Source organism: Providencia sp. PROV141 (assembly GCF_028481645.1).
Classification (GTDB): Bacteria; Pseudomonadota; Gammaproteobacteria; order Enterobacterales; family Enterobacteriaceae; genus Providencia; species Providencia rettgeri.
The window spans coordinates 211,224-231,433 of the sequence record NZ_JAMPPR010000017.1 but is presented as its reverse complement, the minus strand read 5'-3'; the positions used below and the strand labels follow the sequence as shown (position 1 = coordinate 231,433).

Here is a 20,210-nt window from a genome sequence, read left to right as displayed (position 1 = left end):
GCTAGCTTGGCTCATCAAAGCGGTTTGTTTTTCCACATCCGCTTGGAGCTTTTGTAAATCCGCATTTGCTTGCTTCAGCTGCGCCTGTGCGGTGGCATAATTTTGCTCTTGCTGGCTGAGTTTTGCCTGCAAGTCCGCCTGCTGTTTTTCACTTTGAGCTAACTGTTTTGCTAACGTATTCTGCGTACTTTGATATGAATTTAGCTGCTCCTGAGCAGCTTTTAATGCATTTTCTAATGCAACTTTTTGCTCTGCTTGTTCGGTTTTTTCCGCCAAGGAAGCTTGAATTTTTTCTGCTAATTGTTCTTTTTCAACCAACTGGGCTTGTAATTGCTGGTTTTGAGACTCAAGTGATTTACTTTTTTCTTGCTGAGCAACTAAAGAAGATTGAACGTCATCTTTTTCACTTTTAGCCGTTGCTAGTTCATTTTCTTTTTGTTTTAACAACTCTTTTTGCTGTAAAAGTTCAGCTGTCACTGATTTCATCTGTTCATCAGTGTTACCAACGAGTTGTAGTTGATTTTTAGCATCTGACTCTAATTTTGCAATATCAGCGGTCAGTTGTTCAATTTTCAAATTCGCTGAAGCAAATTGCTGTTCTTTCTCTGCTAATTGCTGTTTAAGTTGAGCTTGTTCAACAACACTTTCATTTAATTGCTTTTCAAGCTGAGCAATGGTTTCTTGGGTTTGTTGATTTTCTTGGCTCAATTGCTCAAGGCTATTCTGCTTTTGCTCAATTGTTTTTTGTGCATCTGCCAATTTAGTCTTTAATGTGTCAACTAAAGACTGGTCATCTGATGAATCTACAATCGCCTGTAATTGAGCTATTTGCTCTTTATTCTTCAGAACCTCATCATTTAATTTATCAATCTCAAATTGCTTTTCGGTAATTGTATGCGTTAATTGCGCAATACTCTTATTATGATTAATAAGTTCAGAAACGAGTTGTTCATCATTGAGTAAATGATTATAGGCAATAAGTTGGCCTACTCCTTGAGCAATACCAAACTTATATAAATGTGTTAATTGCTGACGTTCAATTAATTGCGCTAACTGCTCAAGATAAGCAGAGGCATTAATACCGGTTGGCTTAGCAAATTTAGACGCATATAAGCCGAGAGGGTCAAGAACCAATTGATACTTTGCAAAATCTTTTGCTAGATAAGCAGGATCCCATTGGTTACTTTGAAAAAAGTAAGGGTAAGACGACAATAAAATAGGGGCTACGCCATTTTCTGTCGTCACCGCACACACTTCAGGAAACGTCGTTTTTTCAGGCTCAGTAGGATCTGCTTTCACTACATCTGTTTTCTTTGTTGATGTAGCCGCAGATTTATTTTTCCCTGTTGCTTTGCCTTTAGTTCCTTTATTAGCTTTAGCTGCCGCAGATTTTTGTTTCTCTTTCGGCGCAGGAACAGTAGATAGCGAAGAAAAAATATCATAACCTTGGTTTTGTGTATTAACTGGCAATTGTTGCTTTTGCTCTTGCACTTTACCTTCTTTTTCCATCTGAAGGTAAGTATCAAAATCATCAATTACATTGTTAAAGCGCTCTGCTTTTGGAGCATGACTAAAAAAAGTCGTAACAAGTGCCAGTGACACACAAAGCCTAAGGTTTATTCTCATAATCCACTAATTTTCTTCAATGTTGATTCGGTAGACAATACTGAGTTATAACGAACTTTTGCGCACAACACTTTAGTTTTAGATTCTATCGCCATTTGTAATAATTCAATTGTGTCTGGGCTAGCAGTACTTTCAACTTGTCGATATAGACGGTTGATTTCGCTAACTTCTTTAAATGAACCTACTAAGCGATTGTAATCTTTAGGTGAGAGTGTTTTGAGCGCATTTAATTCTTTAACACACGTATTTAAATGGGCAAATGATTGCTGATCAGCACCATTTTCACCATAGCTTGTTGATGCTATTGGTGTACGACTAATGGCACTATTTAAAACTTTTTGAGATTCAGGGTATGTGTTATCGGTCTGACCTGAATTAGTATCCGCCGTTGGTTGTGTTACCGGCTGAGCGGGACTTGTATTGACTGTCTGTTTACTTGGGGTATTCGGTGTTGCTGTATTGTATGTGTCTGAGCCAAATGTACAACCTGAAAGAAGAGCTGTACCTGCTATAAGCAAAGATGCAACATGAAATTTATTTTTTAAAAACATATGGTTACCTTACCAGCACTTTTCTTCGCTATTATAATGATGTCCAAAAAACCTAGTGTAAGCTAAAAATTAGCTATTTTCTATAAGTCCGAATGTAGAAATAGAGTCATCTCATAAATTTAGATTAACTTAACTTTAGTTTTAAAATTATTTTATTGCTACATTTTCATTAATTTTATGAGCTAATTCTCACTAGTCGTCCTATAAAGGGATAAATTAACACCTTTGCCGGAATTTTTTATTATTTTATGTCAGATAACGATCAGGTTACTTGGTAAGCCTTACTAGCAATTCAATACCTTTCAAGTAAACTCTTATTTTAGTTCTGTCACCTGTAACAATTGTTAACAAATAAAATGTTCTCTAACGAAAAAATCCTATTTCATTTATCAAGTTGCTGACACATTTAAACCGATGACATGGCAATTTTCGCCATCACACCAAATATGAGTAACTTGCTTAATTCAATTCTACAGGCTAACAGTAATTAAAAATTATAAATAGAATCAAATTTTTATCAAAAAACGTATTTATAGACAGTCAGCTACGTAATAAAGCATAGCAGTTATCTGTCAGAATTACTTATATTAAATTGATACGATTCGTAACTCAAATTTATTTTTAATTAAAACATAGTGATTACATAGTCATAATCACTAAAAAAATACTTTTTAGTGATTTTATTTTGCGTTACTCATTTAACGTCTAGTAAATGGTGTTTTATCTTTAAACTAAAATGAACGACTTGAATAAAACATGTGAAGAGTAATATTGATAGCTTATAAATGTAAATATATGCCCGGAATTAACCGGGCATAATGGCATTTAAGCTTTGCTAGGACGTAAAGCAGGGAATAAAATAACGTCACGAATAGTATGGCTATTCGTGAATAACATCACCATACGGTCAATACCAATACCTAAACCGGCCGTTGGCGGTAAACCATGTTCTAATGCAGTAACATAGTCTTCATCATAGAACATTGCCTCGTCATCACCTTCGTCTTTTTGACGAACTTGCTCAGCAAAACGCTCAGCTTGGTCTTCTGCATCATTTAATTCCGAGAAGCCGTTACCAATTTCACGGCCACCAATGAAGAATTCAAAGCGGTCTGTAATGAATGGATTATCATCGTTACGACGTGCTAATGGTGAAACTTCAGCTGGATACTCAGTAATAAATGTTGGCTGAATCAAGTGGCTTTCTGCAACTTCTTCAAAAATTTCACACTGAATACGGCCTAAGCCCCAGCTCTTTTCAATCTTAATACCGATAGACTGAGCAATCGCTACCGCTTTATCCATATCATCCAAATCAGCAACATTGGTTTCTGGACGATATTTACAGATAGCTTCTTTCATAGTGAGTTTGGCAAAAGGTTTACCAAAATCAAACTCTTGTTCACCATACTGTACAACGGTATTGCCTAATACATTTAGTGTCAGTGTACGGAACAAATCTTCTGTCAACGCGATTAAGTCACGGTAATCCGCATAAGCCATATAGAGTTCCATCATAGTGAACTCTGGATTATGACGTGGAGATAGCCCCTCATTACGGAAGTTACGGTTGATTTCAAATACACGTTCAAAACCACCCACAACTAAGCGCTTGAGGTACAATTCAGGCGCAATACGTAAATACATATCAATATCTAATGCATTATGGTGAGTCACAAATGGACGTGCAGAAGCACCACCTGGAATGACTTGCATCATCGGTGTTTCCACTTCCATAAAGCCGTAGCTAACCATAAAGTTACGTACTTCAGCGAGGATCTTCGAACGAACAATAAAAGTATGACGAGATTCATCATTAGCGATTAAATCAAGGTAACGCTGACGGTAACGTGTTTCTTGGTCTGATAGACCGTGGAATTTGTCAGGTAATGGACGCAACGCTTTGGTTAATAAACGAACTTCATGACAATGAACAGTTAACTCGCCAGTTTTGGTTTTAAACAAACGGCCTTTAGCACCTAAGATATCGCCTAGGTCCCATTTTTTAAACTGTTCGTTATAGATGCCTTCTGCTAAGTCATCACGCGATACATAAATTTGAATGCGTCCGCCAACGTCCTGTAACGTGGCAAACGATGCTTTGCCCATGATACGACGCGTCATCATACGACCAGCAATCGATACTTCAATATTTAAGTCTTCAAGCTCTTCGGATGTTTTATCATCATATTGCGCATGAATTTTGTCGGAAATATCTTCACGACGAAAATCATTTGGAAATGGAATACCCTTTTCACGCAGTGCCGCTAATTTTTCTTTACGGGCTTTAAGTTCGTTATTCAAATCAGGTGCTTGTTCAACACCTTGTTGTTCCTGAGACATTTTTCCCTCACAGGCCAGCTTTTAAACTAGCTTCAATGAATTTATCCAAATCACCATCCAGTACGGCTTGCGTGTTACGCGTTTCCACACCAGTACGTAAATCTTTAATTCTTGCATCATCAAGGACATAAGAACGAATCTGGCTTCCCCAGCCAATATCAGACTTGTTCTCTTCCATCGCTTGCTTATCTGCATTTTTCTTTTGCATTTCCAGTTCGTATAGCTTCGCTTTTAACTGGCGCATAGCTTGGTCTTTATTTTTATGCTGCGAACGGTCATTCTGGCATTGCGTCACAATATTGGTTGGAATATGTGTGATACGTACCGCTGATTCCGTTTTGTTTACGTGCTGACCACCAGCACCAGATGCACGGTACACATCGATACGCAAATCTGCTGGATTGATTTCGATATCAATATCATCATCAACTTCAGGATAAATAAACGCAGAACTAAAAGAAGTATGGCGACGCCCACCCGAATCAAACGGACTCTTACGAACCAAACGGTGAACACCCGTTTCCGTTCTTAGCCATCCGTAGGCATAGTCACCAATAATTTTGACTGTTGCTGACTTTAGCCCAGCAACATCACCATCAGACTCTTCGATAATTTCGGTTTTAAAGCCCTTTGACTCGGCCCAACGCAAGTACATGCGTAATAACATACTTGCCCAATCTTGAGCCTCAGTACCGCCAGAACCCGCTTGTAAGTCAATGTAGCAGTCTGCGCTATCGTATTCGCCTGAAAACATACGACGAAATTCAAGTTGCTCTAACTTGCCTTGTAATTGCTCTAATTCAGCTTCTGCTTCATTGAATGTATCTTCATCATCTGCTTCAACCGCTAGCTCTAATAAACCTTCAACATCTTCAAGGCCTTGCGTCATCTGGTCAATCGTTTCAACAATTGCCTCAAGCGATGATCGTTCTTTACCAAGGGCTTGTGCTCTCTCGGGTTCATTCCAGACATCCGGCTGTTCAAGCTCAGCGTTGACTTCTTCTAAGCGTTCTTTCTTGGCATCATAGTCAAAGATACCCCCTCAGAACCACTGTCCGTTCAGACAGGTCCTGAATCTTACTTTTTACTGGGTTTATTTCAAACGTCATTTTTCAATATCTTATGGTTAGTCAAAAATAATTTTTTATTCACAAACCGCTTAGTATAGCGGAATTTATCTCATGTTTATAGCGCCATCAAACGCTATTTACTGGTTATTCTTCTGGTTTATACCCCGCTTAATCCGGCCAAATATGCTCAATCATTAATTGTACGTTTTTTTGTCCACGATATTCGTTTACGTCTAATTTAAAGGCTATTTTAGCTTTTTTGACACTGTTGTCTGGCCACCTACGGACATCAATATTAAACATAATTGCATCTAACATAGGCCCACCATTCACAGGTTCTAGCATCAGTTTCAGATGACGTTCGCCGACCAGCCTTTGCTGTAATAATTGAAACTCACCATCAAAGACAGGTTCTGGAAATGCTTGCCCCCAAGGACCGCTTTCTCGAATAAGTTCTGCTGTTTCTAAACAAAACTCATGCCGTGAAAGCTCACCATCACTCCAGATTACTCCAGCTAATTGTTCAGGTTGAACTAATTCACCCATCAATAATTCGAAATGATGTTTAAAGGCGTCAAACTGTTCAACATGCAAAGTCAAACCTGCTGCCATAGCATGCCCCCCAAATTTTTGCATGATGCCGGGTTGTAACGTATTCAACCGTTCTAGTGCATCCCGCATATGAACACCTTGAATAGAGCGGCCAGAACCTTTTAATAAACCATCACCTGCAGGGGCAAATGCGATAACTGGACGATGATATTGTTCTTTGATCCTTGAGGCGAGTATACCGACAACGCCTTGATGCCATTCAGGATGATATATGGCTAAGCCATTCGGTAACTGGCTTTCACCGTATTCGAATTGATTAAAAAGCACGAGTGCTTCTTGTTGCATACCCGCTTCAATCTCACGACGGGTTTGATTTAACCCATCTAATTCATTCGCCAGTTCCCTTGCATACGCCATATCGTCTGTCAGTAATAATTCAATACTCACTGACATATCATCTAATCGACCTGCCGCGTTTAACCTAGGACCGAGAGCAAAACCAAAGTCATTTGCCACTAACCTGGATAAATCTCGTTTGGAAACCTCAATGAGGGCTTTAATACCTGCGCAACAACGCCCTGCTCTAACACGGTTTAGCCCTTGGTGAACTAAAATACGGTTATTGGTGTCAAGAGGCACCACATCGGCAACGGTTCCTAGTGCAACCAAATCAAGGTATTCTGCTAAATTAGGCTCTGCTAACCCTTGTTTCGCAAACCATCCTTGCTGACGTAAATACGCACGTAAGGCTGACATTAAATAAAATGTGACACCCACCCCCGCTAATGATTTAGATGCAAAGCAACATTCATCTAAGTTCGGGTTGATTATCGCATCCGCAGCAGGCAACGTTTCCCCCGGCAGATGGTGATCGGTAATAATTACATTCATTCCATAATGATTAGCAGCGGCAACCCCTTCATGAGATGAAATGCCATTATCAACCGTTATAATGAGATTTGTTCCGCGTTTACTAGCTTCTTCAACAACCAATGGCGTTAAACCATAACCATTTTCAAAACGGTTCGGAACGATATAATTGATATTTCTATATCCCATTGATTTTAGAGCTCGAATCGCTAATGCCGTACTCGTTGCTCCGTCGGCATCAAAATCGCCAACAATGGTAATAGCTTCATGTTCATTTAATGCGCGATAAAGTAGTGGTAGTGCCTTATCAACACCCGATAATGTCCGATAATCCAATAAATTAGCTGCTTTACGCTCTAGCTGAGTTATGTCCGTGATGCCCCGATGTTGGTAAATCCGTTGTAATAGTTCAGGCAAGCCAGGGAGTTGAGCCGCAGAGCTTTGTTGCTGTCTTTGTTGTAAGAGCGTTTCTACATTCACAATAATTAACTATTTTTCGTTGAGTAATTGAACAAGGGCATCCGGTTTCATATAGCCAGGTAACATTTGCCCATCAGGTAGGATGATTGCTGGAGTTCCCGTCACTTTAAATAAATTACCCACACTCATGTGCTTACTTAGGTCAATTTTACAGTCATCAATGATCGCAACGTCCTCACCTTTAAACGCTTGAGTTAGTGCCTTTTGTTGTAGGCCATTACACCAGATAGACGCCATTTTTTTTCCTACGTCACTATCTGCGCCTTGGCGTGGATAAGCCAGATAACGCACAGTGACACCTTGGCGGTTTAATTCATCAACAGACTCATGTAATTTTTTACAATAACCACAGCTAATATCGGTAAAAACGGTCACAACATACTTTTCTTGAGGGGCTTTAAAGATAATCATTTCATCTTTTAGCGCCTCTACTTTTTTCAATAACGGCTGGTTACTGATATTAACCGGGGTTTTACCGCTCATATCATAAATTGGCCCTTGCAATAAATACTTGCCGTCATCTGTGATGTATACAACGCCGGTTGATGTTTCAACAACATTCAACCCAACAATGGGTGAAGGTTTAATCACCTCAACAACCATATTGTATTTTTCCAATGTATCACGGATAACTTTTTCTTCCGTTGCCCCATAAACTGTGGAAGTAAACGACGCAATACATGCGGCAGCCAATAATAACAATTTGCGTTTCATAGATAGTCCTTTAATCATGCATCACCCCCTTGGATGATGCTGCTCATGCAATACTCGTAACCGTTCAGTCGCAACATGAGTATAAATTTGTGTGGTTGATAAATCGCTATGACCTAACAACATTTGTACCACGCGTAAATCGGCCCCATGATTGAGTAAATGGGTGGCAAATGCGTGTCTTAGAACATGCGGTGAGAGTAGCTCACTGTCAATATGAGCAAGTACGGCGTAATATTTTATTCGGTGCCAAAACGTTTGCCGAGTCATTTTCGTGCCACGCTTACTTGGGAATAGAATATCGCTCGTTTTGCCATTTAATAAATCAGGGCGACCTTCATCAATGTATTTCTCTAGCCAATATATTGCCTCTTCCCCCAAGGGAATCAATCTTTCTTTATCGCCTTTACCGACAACACGAATAACCCCCTGCCGCAAGCTTATATCTGAAAAAGTTAAGCCGATTAATTCAGATACACGTAAACCACATGCATATAGTACTTCTAACATAGCTTTATCACGTAGCTCTAAAGCATCTTCGGTAGCAGGTGCGTTTAATAAATCTTCAACTTGTTTTTCACTTAAATCTTTGGGTAAACGCTGCGGGATTTTGGGTGCTGCAATCACTGCTGAAGGGTCATCCAGTCGGATTTTTTCCCGATACAAATATTGGAATAACCGACGCATCGCGCTTAATAAACGTGCTGAACTAGTTGCTTTATATCCACAATCAATGCGTTCAGCAAAAAAAGATTGCAAGTCAATTGATTGAACATTTTCTAAATGCAGCTGGTGAGCATCAAGCCATTTATCTAATAATTGAAGATCATTACGATAAGAAGCTAATGTATTTTCGGCAAGATCTTGTTCAAGCCAAATTGTATCAAGAAATTGTTCAATTAATGGATTAAGTTGTTTTGTTTCCACGACAAATCTACTTCCTTTAGATAATACCACACGATTCTATTATGCCTGAATGTGGTTGCTTCTGTTACAATACATCTCTTGTGATGAAAACCATAGCTGGACATAGTAATAATATATATGAAAATAGGTCTTTTTTACGGTTCTAGTACCTGTTATACCGAAATGGTTGCAGAAAAAATACGTGATATTCTCGGCGATGATTTCGTCACACTGCATAACGTTAACGATACACCGCCTGCAGAAATGGAACAGTATGATGTTCTTATTTTGGGAATACCTACGTGGGATTTTGGTGAAATACAAGAAGATTGGCTTGAAATTTGGGAAGCGCTTCCCAATCTTAACCTCGCAAATAAAATCATTGCGATGTATGGTCTTGGTGACCAAATAGATTATGGCGAGTGGTTTCTTGATGCCCTTGGCATGCTCTACCATCAACTAAAACCAACTGGTGCTAAATTTGTTGGCTTCTGGCCGACCGAAGGCTATACCTTTGATAGCCCTAAACCACTCAATGAAACTGGTGATATGTTTGTTGGGCTTGCATTAGATGAAGTCCACCAGTTTGAACAGACCGATGAACGCATAGCGCAATGGTGCGTACAGATTTTTCAGGAAATTGAAGCGCTATTATGATGCAAACTGATGTTTGCTTGCTGAATCGATAACCCAACGTGAGGGCTATCTAGCCGTATTTAGGCCACCAATTTGGTTGTTCTTGGTAGCCTAAATATCAGGGTATTGCAGCAATAACTGGTTTAAATTACGCCAGTTTTCCTCCGAAAGTGCGTCTTTAGCTACCCATAAATGGATCTTTTGCGGTTTACCTTGTAAGGCTTCTAATGTCAGCAATATGCCGTAACGAGTAAGCCAAGGTGCTTTCAGTATTCGCCACTCGTTTTTCTTCCACTGAAGCTTATTGCCATTAACCAGTACAGCAACCCCTTTTATTTTACTGATATTTTTCTGACTCTTCGCCCAACTCGCAACGACCACCACTAGTAGCGGCAGCCATATCATTGAGTTACCAGGAGACCATGGAGTCAGAAGTAAAAACATCCCAATGACCCCATGAACACAGGTTGAGAACAATTGAGTTTTCCATGAAATGGAGAGATTAGATTTCCACAGGACCACGATTTTTATTTTTTTCCTGAATCAGTTTAATCATACGAAAAAGTTCGTCATCATCTGGGCGACCATGATTCATTAACCAGTTGAATAAATCAGGGTCCGCACATTCTAATAATCGAACAAATACCTGCTTATCTTGGGTTGTCAGGTTATCATATTCATACTCAAAAAACGGCATGATTGAAATATCTAATTCACGCATACCACGGCGGCATGCCCAATGAATTCGCGCTTTATTCTCAATATCCATTCTACTACGGCCTTTTTTGCAGTTAACTGATTAGATTGATTATTTTCCATACTCTAACAGATTATCTGCCAAGAAAACATGTTATAGACTACATAGTTGTAATTTTAGTAGTAAAATACCGTTTTTCTACAAACAGCTGATGAAAAACTATTAGATAATACAGGTTCATCATAATAACTACTTGCAATGTTATCTAGCTATTTTACCATTAGGCACCCTTATCTATCAAAGAACAATAGGTGAAATCATGACTAACCACATTGATAGTACACAGCAATTTCCTCTCGGATCTCAGTCTTTACCACTCGTTTTGATTTCACTGGAAAACTGGGAACTTATTCACCTTCACGGCGCCGATGCAGAAAAATACCTGCAAGGCCAAGTGACCGCGGATATTGCCATACTCACGCAATCGCACACATTAACAGCACACTGTGATCCCAAAGGTAAGATGTGGAGTGACCTCCGCTTATTCCATCACTTAGATGGCTATTCCTATTTATTAAGAACTAGCGTTGCCGATTCACAACTCGCTGAACTGAAAAAATATGCCGTTTTCTCGAAAGTCACTTTTGAAAAGAAACCGGATCTGAAATTAATTGGGGTCGCAGGTAAAGGCGCTAGAGAAGCGCTGGCAACACTATTTACTGCATTACCTGACGACCAAAACCAAGTGGTTACTGACGGCGCTTCCACCATATTGCATTTTGCATTGCCCACAGAGCGTTTTCTGGTAATCACCAGCGAAGAAACAGCACAAAAAATGGCTCAAACCTTGGGTGCTATTCAAGCCAATGATGAACAATGGCTAGCCCTTGATATCGAAGCAGGTTTTGCGGTTATCGATCAACAAAACAGTGCCCAACATTTACCTCAAGCAACCAATTTACAAGCCTTACCTCATGGTATTAGCTTTAAAAAAGGCTGTTATACCGGTCAAGAAATGGTTGCCCGTGCAAAATTCCGCGGTGCAAATAAACGTGCGATGTATACCTTAAAAGGCACAGGTACCACCATTCCTACCATTGGTGAAGGTGTGGAATGGCAGCTTGGTGATAAATGGCGCCGAACAGGAACGGTACTAGCGGCTATTCGCTTAGGTAGTGGCGAAATCTATGTACAAGTCATTATGAATAACGATATGGAAGCCGATAGCGTTTTCCGTGTTATGGGTGATGAGCAAAGTCATCTAACTATCGCACCATTACCTTATTCATTAGAAGAGAATTAATTGGAGTTTTTATGTCATCTGCATTAGGTAGTAAGCCCGTAGAGGTGGTTAATTTTGGGGCTTTTACCGAAGTCGTCCAATTTTTGATGGAATTAGATAAACTCAAAAGTGTTTATCGTAAAAACAAGTTATTAAACCGTGAACGCCAAGAAAATACGGCAGAACACAGTTGGCAATTTGCGGTTGCCGCAATGAGTTTTGCACCTTATGTACAAGGCGTTAATATCGAACATGCGATAAAACTTGCCCTTGTGCATGATATTGTTGAAATTGACGCAGGTGATGTATTGGTATTTGATAATGCCGCTCGTGATGCTATTCATGAAGAAGAAGTTAAAGCGGCTAAGCGTATTTTTAACTTACTACCTAGCCCGCAAAATGAAACATTGCTAGCTTTATGGAATGAGTATGATGCATTAGAAAGCCCGGAATCTGTGTATGCGAATGCCATTGACCGAGCAATGCCAATGCTGATGAACCTGCACAATCAAGGGCAAAGCTGGGTCGAAAACCACATTCGTCTGGAACAAGTTCTCAGTAAATGTGATTATATTCAGCAGATCCTCCCTGAATTCTATCAACAACTTAAATTACAATTGGAGCTAGCTCAGCAAAAAGGCTGGTTGCTGTAATTGTCACCAAAGCGGCTGAAAAGCCGCTTCATTTAACGTTTTACACTCATCTAATCTAATGTGTATTGCTCGTAGCAAGATATACCTTTCACTAATTCATTATTTCAATTTAAATAATAAACCACTTTATATTTTTTAATAATTATTAATCTCGACTTATATAGAAATGCCAATATTAATAACTTGCCAATTATTAATATCACTCCTATCTTTATCATTGAACATTTGCCCGTGAGGTTTAAAATGCAAAAATTCAATGAATATTCAAATCCTTACCTTTTACTACTAGATGTCCATTCACCCGCTATAATTCAATTCAATAAATCAACGCGTCAAACAATCCCAATTATCGAAGGACTTGGCGGAACCCCTGATGGTATAGCCATTGACCCTGCTAATCGATTAATTTATTGGAGCAATATGGGGAATGATTATGAAGCTGACGATGGCTCCATCAACGTGATGAATTTTGATGGTACTGGCAGAAAAATGCTATTAGGCAATGGAAAAATAAGAACGCCAAAACAATTACACCTTGATTTAGTGAATCAACGATTATATTGGTGTGACCGTGAAGGAGGTATGGTTTCATCATGTAATATCGATGGTTCTGATTTATTCGTCCATGTAGCAAGACCTCGAGATAAACACAATAAAGTGAATATCTTAGACCAATGTGTTGGCATTACTGTTGATGTCGCAAATAATTGGCTCTACTGGACTCAGAAAGGAACCCCTAAAGGCAATTTAGGTCGTATTTTTAGGGCACCATTAACGCCTGAAACCCAACAATTAGCCAATCAACGAAACGATATTCAATTACTCCTTCAAGACCTCCCCGAACCTATTGATTTATTGCTTGATAAAGAAAACCATATTTTATATTGGACAGATAGAGGCGCTGAGCCCGATGGTAATAGCTTAAATTGTGCCAATATTTCTGCTGATGGATTAAGCCATTACAAGGTGATAAGCCGTGGTTTTAAAGAGGCTATTGGACTCACATATGATAAGCCTGCACAACTGATGTATGTGGCTGACCTTAATGGAGGGGTTTACCGAGTCATTATAGAAACAGGTGCTGTGGAAAAGCTACACCAAGGTAAAAATTATACGGGTATCTCACAATATTTAGGTTAAATAAATCCTAAATAAAGGCTTGAATTCAGTAACTCACCGAAATCAAGCCTAAAGAGTATTTAATTCACACTATTTAATGAAAGGTGTGAATTATTCCTACATATAATCTTCAATCGGTACGCACGAACAGTGTAGGTGACGGTCCCCATACACATCATCAAGGCGTTTTACCGCAGGCCAATATTTATTCGCTTTCGTTTGTTCAGTAGGGAATACGGCAAGCTCACGGCTATAACTATGAGGCCATTCCCCAGCTAACTCTGTTTGCACATGAGGCGAATTCACTAATGGGTTATCTTCTAGCGTCCATTGGCCTTTCACTACTTGGTCAATTTCATCACGGATAGCTAACATGGCATCAATGAACCGATCAATTTCCGTAATACTTTCCGACTCTGTCGGCTCAATCATTAATGTTCCCGCCACAGGGAAAGACATGGTTGGTGCATGGAAACCATAATCAATTAAACGCTTAGCAATATCGAGTTCACTGATACCCGTGTCTTTTTTAATCGGACGTAAATCGACAATACACTCATGAGCCACATAGCCTTCTTGTCCTGTATATAAAATGTCATAACGGCCAGAAAGACGCTTAGCAATATAGTTCGCATTCAAAATAGCAACTTGGCTGGCTTTGCGTAAGCCATAAGAGCCCATCATACGAATATACATCCAGCTAATTGGCAAAATTGATGCACTGCCAAATGGGGCGGCGGATACCGCACCTTGGTCAGTTAACATTTCTTGCTCAACCACGGAGTGCCCCGGTACGAATGGTGCTAAGTGTTTTTTCACACCAATAGGCCCCATACCTGGGCCACCACCGCCATGAGGAATACAGAATGTTTTATGTAAATTTAGGTGAGAAACATCCGCACCAATAAAGCCTGGCGTTGTTAACCCAACCTGAGCATTCATATTTGCGCCATCAAGGTATACTTGGCCGCCATATTGGTGAATAATTTCACACACTTCACGAATACTTTCTTCATATACTCCGTGGGTTGATGGGTAAGTTACCATCACACAAGAAAGAGCTTCGCTATGTTGCTGGGCTTTTTCACGTAAATCAGTTAAGTCGATATTGCCTTCATCATCACAACGCACTACCACCACTTCCATACCTGCCATATGTGCAGAAGCTGGATTAGTACCGTGAGCAGACGCTGGGATCAAACAAATATTTCGCTCTCCTTCATTGCGACTTTCATGATAGCGACGAATAGCTAATAAGCCTGCATATTCACCTTGAGCCCCTGAGTTAGGCTGCATACAAACCGCATCATAACCGGTCAATTGCACTAACCAATGGGAAAGCTGTTCTATCATTTGATGATAACCTTGCGCCTGCTCAGATGGGCAGAACGGATGTAGCTCGCCAAATTCAGGCCAAGTAATTGGGATCATTTCCGCAGCCGCATTAAGCTTCATGGTACAAGAACCGAGTGGGATCATTGCTTGGTTTAATGCTAAATCTTTGCGCTCTAAGCTATGCATGTAGCGCATCATTTCGGTTTCACTGTGGTAACGATGAAAGTTGGGATGTACTAAAATTTCATCATCACGTCGCATCGTGTTTGGAATTACTTGTTCTGCTGCTGACACTGACTGGTCTAGTTTTTCAAAATCCAGCTTAGTTTCGACACCTGTTATCACTGCAAACAATTCATTTAAATCTTGGCGGGTCGTGATTTCACTAAAAGTCACGCCGACTGCACCACGAATGTCAGTGCGTAAATTCACTTTGGCTTTTTCAGCACGCGCTAGCACTGCTGTTTTGTCAGTAACTTCAATGCAGAGCGTATCAAACCAAGTTTTATGACGTAAAGTGACCCCAGCGTCTGCTAATGCCTTGGCAAAAATAGAGCTGAAGCGATGAATGCGCTCTGCAATTATTTTCAGCCCTTTTGGTCCATGATAAACCGCATACATGGCTGCAATATTGGCTAACAGCACTTGGGATGTACAAATATTCGAGTTCGCTTTTTCACGGCGAATATGCTGCTCACGGGTTTGCATTGCCATACGCAGTGCGGTGTTACCTGCCGCATCACGCGACACACCGATAATACGTCCCGGCATTGCCCGTTTAAATTCGTCGCGGCACGCAAAAAATGCCGCATGTGGCCCACCATACCCCATGGGAACACCAAAGCGTTGCGCTGAACCGAAGACAATATCTGCCCCTTGCTTACCCGGTGCAGCCAGTAATACTAGTGCCATCATATCTGCAGCAACACAGCTGACAATTTTACGCTCTTTTAGCTGAGCAAAGAGCGCACTGTAGTCATGGACATTACCTGTCGTGCCAACCTGTTGAAGTAACACACCAAAAACACCTTCGTGTTCCAATGCTTTCTCTGCGCTATCCACAATCACTTCAAAACCAAAAGTACCCGCTCGCGTGCGAACGACATCTAGCGTTTGCGGATGAACATCATCCGCTACAAAGAAACGTTCTGCGTCTTTCAGTTTGCTGATCCGTTTTGCCATTGCCATAGCTTCAGCCGCAGCAGTGGCTTCATCCAATAACGACGCTGAGGCAAGGTCTAAACCAGTAAGGTCGATAGTTAACTGTTGAAAATTCAATAATGATTCTAAACGGCCTTGTGATACCTCCGGTTGATATGGCGTATAAGCGGTGTACCAACCCGGGTTTTCTAATAAATTACGCAAGATAACTGGCGGAAGCACCGCTGGCGTATACCCCATACCAATGTAGCTTTTGTAGCGCTTATTGAGTGACGCTATCGCTTTTAATTCCGCTAAGGCTTCTTGCTCAGTTGCTCCCCCACCCACTCTTGGCGGCTCTGCAAGCAAAATGGCTTTAGGGACAATTTTGTCCATCAAAGCATCTAATGACGTTGCACCCACGGTGTCTAACATGGTTTTTAATTGTTGTTCTGATGAACCAATGTGGCGCGAAATGAATTCTGAACGGTTTTCTAATTGACTCAGTGACATCGACATATCTGTGTTCCCATCCTTTGTCTGCTATGCATAAGTTGTAGGGCGGTTATTACGGAACTTGCGAGATAACGCTTAAAATCAATGATATTGCGGTTGTTTCTTGTTTCTAACTAATTAGATTTTATCAATCGTCTAAATAGCTCATCTTATGGCTATCACTAAAAAGTGTTTATTCTAAATAGTTTGCGTTATGGCTAGGCGGTAAACGAAGACAATCTTGGGGAACATACACAAGTATGTAACCCGAGTTGTTGAGTGCATCCACCCATAAAACAAGCGTATTAATAAATCCCATAAATAGTTCATCTTGTGGCTAGGCGGCAAACGAATAAGACCCTAGGAGCATACATCAGTATGTGACTAGGGCGAATGAGCGAAGCCAACGCCGCCACAAGAAGAAATATGACTAGGATTTTATTCTTCGGCTTCGATCATAGAGGTATAACCCGCCGCATCAATTAAATCCGCCAGCTCTGCGGTATCGGATGCTTTAATACGGAAAATCCAACCTTCTTGGTATGGCTGTTCGTTCACGAGTTCTGGTGCGTCATTCAGTTCGCCATTAACCGCCACAATTTCGCCACTCAGTGGTGCGTAAATATCGGATGCCGCTTTAACTGACTCGACGACTGCAACGTCATCACCTGCACTTACTGCAGTACCTACTTCGGGTAAATCAACAAACACCATGTCACCCAACGTTTCTTGCGCATGCTCGGTGATACCAACCGTAAATTCACCATTACCTTCATCACGCAGCCACTCATGTTCACGGGTGTACATTAATTCTTTAGGTGTATTGCTCATCATTAGCCTCTCAATTTTTAAATTTATTAATTAGATTCGCCCAAATTACACTAAGCATTTTCCTTCACGGACAAAGCCTGGTTTAACGACTTCAACTGGCATTTCTCTTTGTCTGATTTCAACTATTGCTTTGTCTTGAATTCCGTTCGGGACACGCGCTAACGCAATACTAAAGCCAAGGGTTGGCGAGAAAGAGCCACTGGTTATAACTCCTTCTTGTAATTTCCCTAGCTCATCAGTAAAGCGGACAACTTGCCCCGCACGCAGTATACCTTTTTCACGCATCACAATACCGACAAGTTTTTCAGTACCTTGTTCGCGTAATTTTTCCAATGCTTCACGGCCAATAAATTGGCGATCTTCTGGTTTCCAAGCGATCGTCCAGCCCATATTCGCGGCAAGGGGAGAAATGCTTTCATCCATATCTTGCCCATATAGGTTCATACCGGCTTCAAGGCGTAAAGTATCACGTGCCCCTAGGCCCGCAGGGTGAACCCCTGCGTTGAGTAACTTATGCCAAAATTCAACAACCTGCTCTTTAGGCATGGCAATTTCATAGCCTTTTTCACCCGTATACCCAGTGGTTGCGATGAATAAATCACCGGCTTGAACGCCATAAAATGGTTTCATTCCTTCAATAGCACTGTTTTGTTCCGCACTGAGTAATGAATGAACTTTTTCTGGTGCTTGTGGCCCTTGAACAGCCAATAGCGCTAAATCATCACGAACACGAATTTCAACCGCATAGCCTTTAGCATGCTGTTCAATCCAATCGAGGTCTTTATCACGCGTTGCTGAATTGACGACGAGACGATAAAAGTCATCAGCGAGGTAATACACAATCAAGTCATCAATAACACCACCAGAAGCATTCAGCATGCCTGTATATAAGGCTTTACCTTGCTCTGTAAGTTTATTGATATCATTGGCGAGAAGATAACGCAGAAAATCACGACAGCCTTCGCCGTGTAAATCGACAATAGTCATATGGGAAACATCAAACATCCCTGCTTCGGTTCTGACAAAATTATGTTCATTGATCTGTGAACCATAATGCAACGGCATCATCCAACCATGAAAATCGACCATTTTTGCACCGCAGGCTATATGTTCATCATATAGTGTTGTTTGCTTTACCATGAATACCCTCTTTACATTATTAATATGACAGGGTGATTGCGTGGTGAAAATTACCCATCTGCAACAAAATCACGTGATAATTTTAACCCGACGCAAACGATAACTTTTTAAAAACCTACCACTGTTTGCGGTTCTATTCTATAAAAAAAAATAGGGCTACCATTCCTCTGTATTACTGATTGCGCTCTGCTTTTGCCAGCGATTTTTGTTAAATAATTGAGAATGATCACTCAAAACCCTTACATTTAGAGTCCAACGGTGCAAAATATCACCAAAACTAGAGTTTGAATGATGGCTTAATAAATAAAGCCCACCATAGCAATATAAATAAAACTAATGCGAAAAAACGAATGTAATTAGTTTTTTTCAGTCAGGAAATAAAAGAAGCGGTCTACTACTCATATTAAAACGAGGTCATTAGGATTATTTCTTATACAAAAATCAGTGATGACACTATGTGTATTGAGATAAATATAGAAAAGGCACAATTGATAATATTGCGCCTTTACAGAAAGGGATTTAGAGAGCGTCTTCGACTTGTAACTGTTCCAGCCACTTAGGCATATCAAATAGCCCCATCGCATGGTTCAACAATTGCGGTTTAATCCCCGGTAAGCTATCCGCTAACACTAACCCAATATCACGCAGCAACTTCTTCGCAGGGTTATTACCATCGAATAATTCACGGAAGCCTTGCATACCGGCTAACATCAACGCTGCACTGTGCTTACGACTACGTTCATAATCACGCAAGTATAAATATTGACCAAAATCTTTGCCTTCACGGTGCAAACGTTTAATTTCCCCCATCAACATCGCGACATCCATAAAACCAAGGTTAACCCCTTGGCCCGCTAATGGATGGATGGTATGAGCCGCATCCCCTAACAAAGCTAAACGTTGCGCCGCAAATTGCCTTGCATAACGCCCCGTAAGAGGAATAGTTAATCGTTCACTTTCCACTTGGCAAAGACCAAGACGAATATCAAATGCAACTGCCAATTCTTTATTAAAATCAGCAGGTTCTAAAGATTGGCGCCTTGCTGCTTCAGTGGCAGGCTGAGACCAGACAATCGAGCAAAGATTAGGGTCACTTAATGGTAAAAACGCCAAAATACCTTCACCATCAAAAGCTTGGCGAGCAACACCTTCGTGAGGTTTTTCAGTTCGGACCGTAGCAACTAACGCGGTATGTTCATAATCCCAAAAGGTTAATGGGATATCCGCATGACTACGCAACCACGAGTTTGCCCCGTCAGCCCCCACAATTAACCGTGCTGTTAACATGTTTTCATCATCTAACGTAATAAAAACATCATTTTCTCCCCACACCACTTTTTTAATCGTTGCGGGTGCTAATAATGTCACATCGCGAAGCTGCGACGCCTTTTGCCATAGTGCATCACGTACGACATTATTCTCAACAATATGCCCTAAATGCGTTAAGTTGCGCTCTTGAGCGGTAAAAGTAATACGCCCAAAACTGTCGTTATCCCAAACTTCCATGCCATTATATGCAGAAGCTCGCATTCCTTTAATCGTTGACCAAACACCTAAATGGGACAGTAACTTTTCACTTGCCGCATTAATAGCTGATACCCTTAATGCGTGCGGTTCTGCTGCACTAAATGGTGCCTTAGGTGGATGATTTTCAATTACCGCAACACGTAGCCCACTCCCTTCAAGCCCACAAGCGAGTGCTAACCCAACCATACCACCACCGGCGATAACCACATCAAATGATTGCATATTCTTTATTCCTCTTTATTTCGT

The 20,210-nt window shown here is 40.7% G+C and carries 17 protein-coding genes; 4 read left to right on the top strand and 13 right to left on the bottom strand.

Features of this window, described 5'->3' with window-relative positions; translation table 11 throughout:
- The 7 genes from PSF09_RS12125 to xerD form a co-directional block, all read right to left on the bottom strand.
- On the bottom strand, positions 1-1,602 hold a 1,602-nt coding region (locus PSF09_RS12125), incomplete at its 3' end, for a hypothetical protein (protein ID WP_272683952.1).
- Between the two features lie 20 nt (positions 1,603-1,622).
- A complete protein-coding gene (locus tag PSF09_RS12120) occupies positions 1,623-2,177 on the bottom strand; it encodes a hypothetical protein (protein ID WP_140170975.1) in 555 nt (184 codons plus the stop codon).
- An 825-nt stretch (positions 2,178-3,002) separates the two neighbouring features.
- Positions 3,003-4,520: a lysine--tRNA ligase gene (lysS, locus tag PSF09_RS12115; RefSeq protein WP_272683951.1), complete on the bottom strand. Its 1,518-nt coding sequence runs from the start codon at positions 4,518-4,520 to the stop codon at positions 3,003-3,005.
- A gap of 7 nt (positions 4,521-4,527) precedes the next feature.
- A protein-coding gene (gene prfB, locus PSF09_RS12110; RefSeq protein ID WP_210837139.1) for a peptide chain release factor 2 occupies positions 4,528-5,629 on the bottom strand; the annotation gives its coding sequence in 2 pieces (ribosomal slippage) (positions 4,528-5,550 and positions 5,552-5,629; 1,101 coding nt in all).
- A gap of 129 nt (positions 5,630-5,758) precedes the next feature.
- Entirely contained in the window at positions 5,759-7,492 is a 1,734-nt protein-coding gene (gene recJ, locus PSF09_RS12105; protein WP_272665841.1) for a single-stranded-DNA-specific exonuclease RecJ, read from the bottom strand.
- 9 nt (positions 7,493-7,501) lie between these two features.
- The gene (gene dsbC / locus PSF09_RS12100; RefSeq protein WP_272665840.1) at positions 7,502-8,206 is read right to left on the bottom strand and encodes a bifunctional protein-disulfide isomerase/oxidoreductase DsbC; all 705 of its coding nucleotides are present in this window, start codon (positions 8,204-8,206) and stop codon (positions 7,502-7,504) included.
- Positions 8,207-8,227: 21 nt separating this feature from the next.
- The gene (gene xerD, locus PSF09_RS12095; protein ID WP_109912915.1) at positions 8,228-9,130 is read right to left on the bottom strand and encodes a site-specific tyrosine recombinase XerD; all 903 of its coding nucleotides are present in this window, start codon (positions 9,128-9,130) and stop codon (positions 8,228-8,230) included.
- 117 nt (positions 9,131-9,247) lie between these two features.
- Here xerD and fldB point away from each other — a divergent pair, with 117 nt between their 5' ends.
- On the top strand, positions 9,248-9,766 hold the full coding sequence (gene fldB, locus PSF09_RS12090; protein ID WP_004913034.1) for a flavodoxin FldB: 519 nt from the start codon (positions 9,248-9,250) through the stop codon (positions 9,764-9,766).
- Between the two features lie 90 nt (positions 9,767-9,856).
- On the opposite strand, the gene PSF09_RS12085 is transcribed toward fldB, so the two are convergent.
- Together PSF09_RS12085 and sdhE are read right to left on the bottom strand one after the other, a co-directional pair.
- On the bottom strand, positions 9,857-10,267 hold the full coding sequence (locus PSF09_RS12085; protein WP_042851636.1) for a protein YgfX: 411 nt from the start codon (positions 10,265-10,267) through the stop codon (positions 9,857-9,859).
- On the bottom strand, positions 10,248-10,514 hold the full coding sequence (sdhE, locus tag PSF09_RS12080) for an FAD assembly factor SdhE (protein ID WP_004913039.1): 267 nt from the start codon (positions 10,512-10,514) through the stop codon (positions 10,248-10,250). The genes PSF09_RS12085 and sdhE overlap by 20 nt, the downstream gene beginning before the upstream one ends.
- 247 nt (positions 10,515-10,761) lie before the next feature.
- On the opposite strand from sdhE, the gene ygfZ reads away from it, so the two are divergent.
- The 3 genes from ygfZ to PSF09_RS12065 all read left to right on the top strand — a co-directional run bounded on the left by ygfZ (position 10,762) and on the right by PSF09_RS12065 (position 13,517).
- A complete protein-coding gene (gene ygfZ / locus PSF09_RS12075) occupies positions 10,762-11,745 on the top strand; it encodes a tRNA-modifying protein YgfZ (RefSeq protein WP_272683950.1) in 984 nt (327 codons plus the stop codon).
- An 11-nt stretch (positions 11,746-11,756) separates the two neighbouring features.
- Positions 11,757-12,377, top strand: a complete 621-nt coding sequence (locus PSF09_RS12070) for an HD domain-containing protein (protein ID WP_272665837.1) — start codon at positions 11,757-11,759, stop codon at positions 12,375-12,377.
- A 243-nt stretch (positions 12,378-12,620) separates the two neighbouring features.
- Positions 12,621-13,517 carry a YncE family protein gene (locus PSF09_RS12065; protein ID WP_272683949.1) on the top strand — a complete coding sequence of 299 codons (897 nt, stop codon included), beginning with the start codon at positions 12,621-12,623 and terminating at the stop codon, positions 13,515-13,517.
- 96 nt (positions 13,518-13,613) lie between these two features.
- Here the strand turns inward: PSF09_RS12065 and gcvP are convergent, their stop codons facing one another.
- The 4 genes from gcvP to ubiI all read right to left on the bottom strand — a co-directional run bounded on the left by gcvP (position 13,614) and on the right by ubiI (position 20,186).
- Entirely contained in the window at positions 13,614-16,490 is a 2,877-nt protein-coding gene (gene gcvP / locus PSF09_RS12060) for an aminomethyl-transferring glycine dehydrogenase (protein WP_272683948.1), read from the bottom strand.
- Positions 16,491-16,904: 414 nt separating this feature from the next.
- Positions 16,905-17,297, bottom strand: a complete 393-nt coding sequence (gcvH, locus tag PSF09_RS12055) for a glycine cleavage system protein GcvH (RefSeq protein WP_123382449.1) — start codon at positions 17,295-17,297, stop codon at positions 16,905-16,907.
- 45 nt (positions 17,298-17,342) lie between these two features.
- On the bottom strand, positions 17,343-18,437 hold the full coding sequence (gene gcvT / locus PSF09_RS12050) for a glycine cleavage system aminomethyltransferase GcvT (protein WP_272683947.1): 1,095 nt from the start codon (positions 18,435-18,437) through the stop codon (positions 17,343-17,345).
- A gap of 519 nt (positions 18,438-18,956) precedes the next feature.
- On the bottom strand, positions 18,957-20,186 hold the full coding sequence (ubiI, locus tag PSF09_RS12045) for an FAD-dependent 2-octaprenylphenol hydroxylase (RefSeq protein ID WP_272683946.1): 1,230 nt from the start codon (positions 20,184-20,186) through the stop codon (positions 18,957-18,959).
- Positions 20,187-20,210: the final 24 nt, after the last annotated feature.